Source organism: Amycolatopsis sp. NPDC104775 (genome assembly GCF_055583325.1).
In genome coordinates this window covers 19,750-27,188 of the sequence record NZ_JBVJOE010000006.1, presented here as the reverse complement: position 1 = coordinate 27,188, position 7,439 = coordinate 19,750, and the positions used below count along the sequence as shown (strand labels likewise).

The window sequence follows — 7,439 nt, the reverse complement described above, 5'->3', positions numbered from 1 at the left end:
CCCTGGGGGTTGGGGGGTGTTGGTAAATTCTTTTCCCCCCTCTGAAAACACCCCCCCGAACCGTCAGCACACTCGGGCTTCGGGGTGCCCCGCGCCAAACCCGGCGCAATGTCGCCGCCAGGCGACGAGCCGCCAGGCGACGAGCCGCCCCGATACCCCCCGGAAATCACCCCAAACGGGCTATTCCACCCCCACCGCACCTAGCTAACCGCCCCAAACGCTCCTAGCATGCCGACCATGGGGACCTTGCCGCCAAGGCGGGTAAATTGACTTCACTGACCTTCCGGATCCTGGGGCCGCTGGAGGTCGTGGCCGAGGGCCGGGCCGTACCGCTGGGCGGCCCGAAGCCCCGCTTGCTCCTGGCCGCACTGGCCCTCCAGCCCAACATCGTCGTCTCCACCGAAGCACTGGTGGAAATCCTCTGGCCCACCACGGCCCCCCGCTCCGCGGCCGCCAATATCCGCACCTACGTCCACTCCCTGCGCCGCCGCCTGGCCGAAACCTCCCCCGACCTGGCCGACCGCATCACCAGCCGCGCCTCCGGCTACCTCCTCACCGTCCCGGAAGACGAACTGGACCACCTGGTCTTCACCCGCCTGGCCACCCAGGCCTGGGAAACCCAAGCCGACCCGGAATCCGCACTGGCCCTGCTGGACGAAGCCCACGCCCTCTGGCGCGGCGAAGTACTGGAAGGCCTTCCCCACGACCCCACCTGGGGCCCCACCGTCGCCCGCCTCGACGAACTACGCCTGGCAGTCCAAGAACAACGCCTGCGAGCCCGCCTGACCCTGGGCCGCCACAACGAAGTCATCGCCGAGCTCCGCGCCCTGGTCACCGAACACCCGCTGCGCGAAGAACTCTGGCACCACCTCATCACCGCTCTCCGCGACGCTGGCCGCGCCACCGAAGCCGCGGAAGCCTACGAACTGGTCGAACAAACCCTCGCCGACGAACTGTCCGCGAGCCCCGGCGCGGCACTCCGCGAACTCCGCACCACCCTCGAAGTCCCGTGCGCCGCAGTCCCGCCCATCTGCCAGCTCCCCTTGGACCTGCCGGATTTCACCGGCCGCGGCGAAGTAACCGAGCACCTGGTCAAGAAACTCCGCCACCACGCCGAAGCGGAACGCCCGACGATCGCCGTCCTCTCCGGACCGCCAGGCATCGGCAAATCCTCCATCGCCGTACGGGTGGCGCACGCGGTCCGCGCGGTTTTCCCGGATGGACAGTTGCATGTAGACCTGGCCGGAACTTCGTCGTCCCCGCGCTCGCCGATGAGCGTCCTGGCCGAACTCCTGCGCGCCCTCGGCATCCCGGATTCCGGACTGCCCCGCGACTTGGCGGAACGCGCCGCACTGCTGCGTTCCCAGCTCGCCGGACGCCGGATGTGCATCGTCCTGGACGACGCGGGCAGCGCCGCGCAAGTACGCCCGCTGCTCCCCGGCGCGGGCGGGTCCGCCGTGCTGGTCACCAGCCGGATCCGGCTGCCGGATCTCGCCGGCGCGCTGCCGGTGGACGTCGACCTGCTGCCCGAACAAGAAGCCGCCCGCCTGCTGGAAGGCATCGTCGGCCGCGAACGAGTAGCCGCCGAACCCGAGGACGCCGCTGCGATCCTCCGCCAATGCGGGCATCTGCCGCTGGCGATCCGGGTGGCCGGGGCCAAGCTCACCCACCGGCCGACTTGGTCCCTGCGCGTCCTCGCCGACCGCCTCCACGACGAGCACCGCCGCCTGGACGAGCTGCGCGTCGGCGACCTGGCCGTCCGCGCCAGCGTGACCCTGAGCTACGACCTCCTGCCCATGTCCGCCGCCGCGGCCTTCCGCAGGCTGGGCACGCTGGGCCCGGTGCAATTCCCGGCTTGGGCGGTGGCCGCGGTCCTGGGCCGTCCGTGCGCCGAAGACGTCCTCGACGTGCTCGTCGACGCACACCTGGTGGAACTGGTCGCCACCGACGTCGCCGGCCAGCCGCGCTACCGCCTGCACGATCTCCTGCGCGTCTACGCCGCGGAACTGGCCGGGCCCGAGGAAACCCGCGCCGCGATCGGCCGCGTGCTGGAGGGATATCTCGCGCTGGCGATCGAAGCCGCCGAACGCATGCCGATCCACTTCTTCGGCCAGTACCACGACGAAACCGGCCTGGTCCTGCCGCCGGAGGCCGACCGCCTGCTGACCGATCCCGCCGCCTGGTTCGCCGCCGAACGCGCCACCTGCGTCTCGGCCGTCGGGCTGGCCGCCGAACACGGTTTCGACGACCTGACCTGGCGGCTCACCGTGGCCCTCACGCCGTACTTCGACCTCCGCGGCCACCAGGACGACTGGCACGCCACCCACCTGATCGCCTTGGAAGCGGCACGCCGGGCAGGCGCGATCCGCGGCGAGGCAGTCGTCCAGCGCAACCTCGGCCAAGTCCTGCTGTACCAAGACAACGACGCGGACGCGATGGTCGCCTTCGAGGCGGCACGCGAGCTGTACCACCGAATCGGCGACCAGAAAGGGCTCGGCGAGGCCTACGCCGGACTCGGCACTGTGTTGCGAATGCAAGGCCGGACCGACCGCGCGCTCGAACCTTGCCACGAAGCGCTCCGGCTGTTCCGCGAAGCGGGCGACCCGCACGGCGAAGCGGTAATCCGGATCGCGATCGGTTCGATCTGGGTCGCGCGAAAGTGCTACGCGACCGCCCGCCGCTGGTACACCGACGCGCTGGAGCTGTCCTGCGAAATCGGCGACCGGCACCGGGAAGCCCATGCACTGCAACGAATCGGGCTCCTGCACCAGCGCGAGGGCAACCTCGCCGAAGCCCGCGAACACGTCACGCGCGCCATCGCCGTGTTCACCGACCTCGGCGACGACCACTGCGTCGGCTACGCGAACCAGAACCTGGGCGCGCTGTGCCTGTACAGCGGCGATCTCGCGCACGCGCAACTGCTGCTGGTGAACTCGCTGAGCGTGCACCGCCGCAACGGCGACCGTCGCTCCGAAGCCGAAGTGTCCCAGCTTCTCGGCGAACTGCATTCCGCCCTCAGCCAGCCCGAACGGTCCCGCAGCTACGCCGAACGCGCGCGGGCCATCCGCCGGGAACTGTCCGCCGGCGTCGAGGTCGACGACCGGCCGCGCAAGACCGGGCCGCACCGGATCGTGTCCGCCTGACGCGCGGGCCGGGTTGCGCGGTCAAACCCGCGCGCCGGGCCACGATGCGCTCATGAACGCTAGGAAAGCGGCTGGTCACGTCCTTCTGGCCGTAGCAGTTATCGCTTTGTCGACTCCTGCGCCCGCCTGGGCCAAACCCCAGCACGGCAGAAGAGTGCTGGAGAGACCGCTGACCTACCGCCTCTACGCGACCCGCGAGGGACTCGTCGGCGGCACCACCTCGAGCGGGCACCGGATCACCGAACGGGACCATTTCGTCGCGCTTCCGTCCACGAAAACGGTGTCCTCCAAGGGGAAAGGGACCTTCACCGTCCGGGTGTGCCGCACCGACGGCGCGCGCTGCGAGTACGCGCCGGTGTGGGACGTCGGCCCGTGGAACGAACACGACGACTACTGGAACCCCGGCGACCGTCGCGCGAAGTTCGGTTCGCTGCCGCAAGGCGTGCCGGAAGCGCAAGCGGCGTACCGAGACGGCTTCAACGGAGGCAAGGACGAACGCGGCCGCACCGTGCGCAACCCAGCCGGCCTCGACCTGGCCGACGGTACGTTCTGGGACGGCCTCGGCCTCAGCGGCAGCAGCTACGTGGACGTCACTTTCCTGTGGACCGGCGACGCTCCAGCCACCGGCGTGGTGACCGGCGGGGCTCCGCTGGTGGTGCGCACGTCCGCGGACAACGACGCACCGCCAGCCGGTTTGGCCGCCGACTCCGCTCAGGTGCCGATCGAGTGCTCAGTGCGCGGCGACGCGGTGGACGGCACGACGCGCTGGAACCGGATCGGCCCCGGACACTATGTGCCCGAGGCCTACCTCCGAACCGACGCGGCCGTGCCGTCCTGCTGAACTTCAGTGCTGGTGATGGGCGTGCACGACGGCGTGCCCGCGACCGCGGCCGATCATCCACTTGTTGACCGGAACCGTGACCACGAAGGCGATCGCGAGCGACAACACCAGCGACAACCAGAACAATCCGCTCGACAACCCCGCGTCCATCGCGCCCGGGATCGCCACCACGACAGTGTTGTCGATGACCTCCATGACCGCGATCGACACCGTGTCAGCGGCGAGCGCGACCTTGAAGGCAGCGCCGAGCGCAAGCCCCGACTTGAGCACGCCGCGCATGGTGAGGGCGTAGCCGAAGACGAACGCCAGCACGATGGACAGCACCACAGTGGCCGCGTTGTGCAGGCCGAACGCGGTGCCCAAGACCATGCCGAGCACTTCGCCGATGGCACAGCCGGTGAGGCAGTGCAGCGTCGCCTGGGCGGCGGTGGACCAAGACGCTCCGTGCTGGTGTTCGTTCATGCCGCCGACTATACCCCTCTGGGGTATCTAACGCACAAGGTCGCCCGATGTGATGACTGTCGCCCGCGCGGGTGCCGCTCGACTGCGGTGCGCAGGCTCTCACCGTGTCCGGCATGGGCAGCTTCGATCCGCGCGGAATCGGTGCGAGCACACCGGTTTCCTGTGGCGACAAGGCCGCGCACTACCTGCCGACCGGCGAACTCCCCCGGAACGGAACGTGCCCAGCGGGCGGAAAGGGGGCTGCGCCGTCCGGCGGTTGAACTCGCTTGCGTAACCGTTTGGTCGCGTTCGGTTGACCCCCTGCCGTCACTGGCCCTACCTTCGGCTGCCAGGGCACAGAGCCGGGAATGGTGGGGGATGCGAGGGCGGACCAAAACGCTCGTGCTGGGTGCGGCGCTGGTGGCGACCGCGGCGGTGCTGGCAGCCAGTTGTTCGCCGGTCCTGTCCGACTCGGTACCGGAGCCGGCGAAAATCGCCTTCGTGCCGAAGATCGGCGGGATCCCGTACTTCGACGCGATGAACGCCGGCGGCATGCTGGCCTCCGAACGGCTCGGAGCGAAATGGTTCACCCGCGCCCCGGCGACGGTCGACCCGGCCGCGCAGACCGCGATCCTGCGCCAGCTCATCGCCGAACGCGTGGACGTCATCGCGGTGGCCCCGAACGATCCGGCGGAGCTGGCCCCGACGATCGCGGAGGCGCGCGCGAAGGGCATCCACGTGCTCACCACCGACACCGACGCAGCCGATTCGCAGCGCGAAGTCTTCGTCAACCAGACGACGGCCGAGGGCATCGGCTCGGCGCTGGTCGACTCGCTGATGAAGAAAACCGGCGGCACCGGCGAGTACGCGATCGTCTCGTGCGGGCGCACCGCGGCGAACCTCAACTCGTGGATCGACGCCGAGAAAACGTATGCGGCGCAACGCTATCCAGGAGCGAAGCTGGTCGAGACGGTGTACGCGGACGAGGACACCACCACCGCCACGAAGCTGGCGAAGAAGATCCTCACCCAGCATCCGAAGCTCACCGGGCTCATCGGCCAGTGCACGACAGCGACGCCGGGCATCGCGCAGGCGGTGCGTGATCAGCAGAAGATCGGCCAGGTCTTCACCGTCGGCACGGGCACGCCGCAGACGATGAAGCCGTACCTGGTCGACGGTTCGTGCTCGATGACGGTGCTGTGGAACGTCGAATCCCTTGGCTACCTCACCGCCTGGGCCGCCGAGCAGCTCGTGACCGGCGCCCCGCTGCGGCCCAAGAACAACGTGAGCCCGGAGCTTCCCGCGGTGCGCTACGACGCGGGCACCCGGACGGTCCTGCTCGGCGATCCCCTGCTGATCACGCAGAACAACGTGGATCAGTTCAAGTACTGACGGCCTCAGCGCACGTCGACGGTCACCGTCAGCGTGCGCGTCCGCGCGGGCAGCTTGGTCAGGTCCACCTGAAGGTACTCGCCGTCGTCCTGGCGGCCGTTCGGCTGCGTCTTCGCGTGCAGCGTGTACGGAGCCGCCGAGTTCGCGACGCCGTCGATGCCGAAGTCGCTGTCGTTGCTGATCACCACGGTGCGGCCGCCGTCGGTCGTCGCGACGCCTTCGACCTTGTCGTGGCCGAAGAAACCGCCACTCGGATCCAGCCCGGTCACCAGCCCGCCGACGTCCAGGAACAGCTTCTTCGACACCGGCGTCACGCCTACCTTCGCGAGGGCGGCGGCAGCCTCGGCGGTAGTGGCCTTGCCGACGTACGCCTCGATGCTCTTGCCGCCGTCGACGAGCAGTCCGCCCTTAGCCGCGTCATAGGACGCACCCGGCACCTTCGCCGCCGGACCGAGGTCGGTCGCCTTGGTCAGGTCGATCTCGAACAGCTTCTTGTACGCGCCGGGCTCAGCCTTGCTGTCGCGTTCATCCACGACGAACCGGGTCGCCGACAACGCGGTGATCTCGGAAACCGCAGTGCCGGTCTCGTCCGGATTGTCGAGCAGATAGGCGTACTCGTGCGTCGCGCGGGTCTTCAAGTCGACCGTCACGATCCGCAACGCGGGAACCTTGCTGGGCTTCTTCGTAAGATCCGGCTGTTGCAGTGCGGACTGCATGATGCCGACGAGCGTCCGGCCGTCCGGCGTGAGCGCGAGTCCTTCCATGCCCTTGTTCGGCACCCGGTTCTTCAATTCCTTAGGCAGCGAACCGTCGAACGGCGAAAGCCGCTCGATCGCGCGGCCGTCCGCCCGGAAGTGCGTGATGAACGGGCCGTATTCGTCCGACACCCAGAACGTCCCGTCGCGCTGGGCGACTAGGCCTTCGGAGTCGTAGCCGTTCGGCGACGCGGGCAGTTTCGCGCCATTGAGGTCCACGATCGTCTCGCCGGTGTTCGCCAGGGTGTTGACCTGGCCGTTGTACGGCGATCCGTCGGCCGCGCGCAGCGGAATGCTGCGCTCCAGCACGGCTTTTCCGCCCTTCAGCCGGAACTTGCCGATGGCGGGCGTGAACGAGGGGATCGGCTCCACTTTGGACCCGTCCGGCGCGTCGACGTTCGGACCGCGGTCGGTGAGACCGTAAAACTCGTCGCGCGAACCCGGCACCGGCGTGAGTGCCGACCCATACCCGCCGCCGGTGATCTTCACGCCGCCGACGGTGCCGAGCGGCGGCACATCCGTCGGATACAGCCGGACGGCGTCGCTCACGGTGTAGGTGAACGTGTCGCGCCCGGTGAACCCGGCGGCGGGCGTGTAGCGGAACGATCCGTCCGGGCCGATGGCCAGCGCGCCGTGCCCGGGATCGGTGTGCCGCACCACCGCACCGTCGCGCTGCGCGTCACCGCGCACCTGCAGCGTGTGCCCGGCCCGCACGCGGTAATGGTCGTCCGGGCGGCCCTTGGCCTCGGCCGGGCCCGCGGCGGCCAGCGGCAGCACCAGCGCCCCGGCGACCAGCCCGATCTTCACGCGTTTCATCGGCTTTCTCCTCCTCTGGCGTCGCTTCGACGCCCGAGGGAGTCTCGACGG

General features: G+C 69.4%; 5 protein-coding genes. 3 read left to right on the top strand and 2 right to left on the bottom strand.

The window, feature by feature from the left end:
• Positions 1–266: 266 nt before the first annotated feature.
• Together ACZ63D_RS26290 and ACZ63D_RS26285 are read left to right on the top strand one after the other, a co-directional pair.
• Positions 267–3,143: an AfsR/SARP family transcriptional regulator gene (locus ACZ63D_RS26290; RefSeq protein ID WP_465357028.1), complete on the top strand. Its 2,877-nt coding sequence runs from the start codon at positions 267–269 to the stop codon at positions 3,141–3,143.
• 52 nt (positions 3,144–3,195) lie between these two features.
• Complete coding sequence (locus ACZ63D_RS26285) at positions 3,196–3,984, top strand: hypothetical protein (protein WP_465357027.1); 789 nt, start codon at positions 3,196–3,198, stop codon at positions 3,982–3,984.
• A 3-nt stretch (positions 3,985–3,987) separates the two neighbouring features.
• Here the strand turns inward: ACZ63D_RS26285 and ACZ63D_RS26280 are convergent, their stop codons facing one another.
• On the bottom strand, positions 3,988–4,446 hold the full coding sequence (locus ACZ63D_RS26280; protein WP_465357026.1) for a DUF4396 domain-containing protein: 459 nt from the start codon (positions 4,444–4,446) through the stop codon (positions 3,988–3,990).
• Between the two features lie 357 nt (positions 4,447–4,803).
• Here ACZ63D_RS26280 and ACZ63D_RS26275 point away from each other — a divergent pair, with 357 nt between their 5' ends.
• Positions 4,804–5,817, top strand: coding sequence for an autoinducer 2 ABC transporter substrate-binding protein (locus ACZ63D_RS26275; protein ID WP_465357025.1), 1,014 nt, complete (start codon positions 4,804–4,806; stop codon positions 5,815–5,817).
• 5 nt (positions 5,818–5,822) lie between these two features.
• Here the strand turns inward: ACZ63D_RS26275 and ACZ63D_RS26270 are convergent, their stop codons facing one another.
• The gene (locus ACZ63D_RS26270) at positions 5,823–7,388 is read right to left on the bottom strand and encodes an esterase-like activity of phytase family protein (protein ID WP_465357024.1); all 1,566 of its coding nucleotides are present in this window, start codon (positions 7,386–7,388) and stop codon (positions 5,823–5,825) included.
• Positions 7,389–7,439: the final 51 nt, after the last annotated feature.

Coding starts and splice junctions, on each gene's coding strand:
- ACZ63D_RS26270 (WP_465357024.1), bottom strand. CDS start 7,388: ATGAAACGCGTGAAGATCGGGCTGGTCGCCGGGGCGCTGGTGCTGCCG.
- ACZ63D_RS26280 (WP_465357026.1), bottom strand. CDS start 4,446: ATGAACGAACACCAGCACGGAGCGTCTTGGTCCACCGCCGCCCAGGCG.
- ACZ63D_RS26285 (WP_465357027.1), top strand. CDS start 3,196: ATGAACGCTAGGAAAGCGGCTGGTCACGTCCTTCTGGCCGTAGCAGTT.
- ACZ63D_RS26275 (WP_465357025.1), top strand. CDS start 4,804: ATGCGAGGGCGGACCAAAACGCTCGTGCTGGGTGCGGCGCTGGTGGCG.